The 1,580-nt window shown below is 53.6% G+C and carries 1 rRNA gene (cut by a window edge); it reads left to right on the top strand.

Annotated elements, in window-relative coordinates:
- The first annotated feature begins 29 nt into the window (after window positions 1–29).
- Window positions 30–1,580: ribosomal RNA gene (locus KNQ08_RS16685) — 23S ribosomal RNA — on the top strand; it runs 1,445 nt beyond the window's last position.

Genomic DNA, 1,580 nt, shown 5'->3' with positions numbered 1-1,580 from the left:
AGACGTGTGTTCTTAGAATACCAACGCTAGATCAAGGTATGAAGGGCGTACGGTGGATGCCTTGGCACTAGGAGCCGATGAAGGACGCGACGAACAGCGATATGCTTCGGGGAGCAGTAAGTATGCTTTGATCCGAAGATTTCCGAATGGGGGAACCCACCATCTGTAATGGGATGGGACATGTTACGTGAATACATAGCGTAGCGTGAGGCAGACCCGGGGAACTGAAACATCTAAGTACCCGGAGGAAGAGAAAGCAAATGCGATTCCCTGAGTAGCGGCGAGCGAAACGGGAACAGCCCAAACCGGAGAGCATGCTCTTCGGGGTTGTAGGACACTCTATACGGAGTCAAAAAGGAAGACAGTAGGTGAAGGACCTGGAAAGGTCGGCCGAAGAAGGTGACAGCCCTGTAGCTGAAACTGTTTTCCCTCCAGAGTGGATCCTGAGTACGGCGGGACACGTGAAACCCCGTCGGAATCCGGGAGGACCATCTCCCAAGGCTAAATACTCCCTAGTGACCGATAGTGAACCAGTACCGTGAGGGAAAGGTGAAAAGCACCCCGGAAGGGGAGTGAAATAGATCCTGAAACCGTATGCCTACAAGTAGTCAGAGCCCGTTAACGGGTGATGGCGTGCCTTTTGTAGAATGAACCGGCGAGTTACGATAACGCGCGAGGTTAAGCCGATGAGGCGGAGCCGTAGCGAAAGCGAGTCTGAACAGGGCGTTCAGTGCGTTGTCGTAGACCCGAAACCAGGTGATCTACCCATGTCCAGGATGAAGGTCAGGTAACACTGACTGGAGGTCCGAACCCACGCACGTTGAAAAGTGCGGGGATGAGGTGTGGGTAGCGGTGAAATGCCAATCGAACCTGGAGATAGCTGGTTCTCCCCGAAATAGCTTTAGGGCTAGCCTCGAGGTTGAGAGTTCTGGAGGTAGAGCACTGATTGGACTAGGGGCCCCCACAGGGTTACCGAATTCAGTTAAACTCCGAATGCCAGCAACTTATACTCGGGAGTCAGACTGCGAGTGATAAGATCCGTAGTCAAGAGGGAAACAGCCCAGACCGCCAGCTAAGGTCCCAAAGTGTATGTTAAGTGGAAAAGGATGTGGCGCTGCCTAGACAGCTAGGATGTTGGCTTAGAAGCAGCCACCATTCAAAGAGTGCGTAATAGCTCACTAGTCGAGTGGCGCCGCGCCGAAAATGTAACGGGGCTAAACATACCACCGAAGCTGCGGATTCCGTAAGGAATGGTAGGGGAGCGTTCCAAACCGCTGTGAAGCTGTACCGGAAGGAGCAGTGGAGCGTTTGGAAGTGAGAATGCCGGTGTGAGTAGCGAAAAGAGGGGTGAGAATCCCCTCCGTCGAAAGCCCAAGGTTTCCTGAGGAAGGCTCGTCCGCTCAGGGTTAGTCTGGACCTAAGCCGAGGCCGAAAGGCGTAGGCGATGGATAACAGGTTGATATTCCTGTACCGCCGATCCACCGTTTGAACAATGGGGGGACGCAGGAGGATAGTGACGCATGCGGATGGAAGTGCATGTGCAAGTTTCAAGACCGTCTGATTGGCAAATCCGTCAGGCA

It is taken from the genome of Exiguobacterium sp. s46 (assembly GCF_018618875.1).
GTDB classification, from domain to species: domain Bacteria; phylum Bacillota; class Bacilli; order Exiguobacteriales; family Exiguobacteriaceae; genus Exiguobacterium_A; species Exiguobacterium_A abrahamii.
This window is presented reverse-complemented; position numbering and strand designations above follow the sequence as displayed.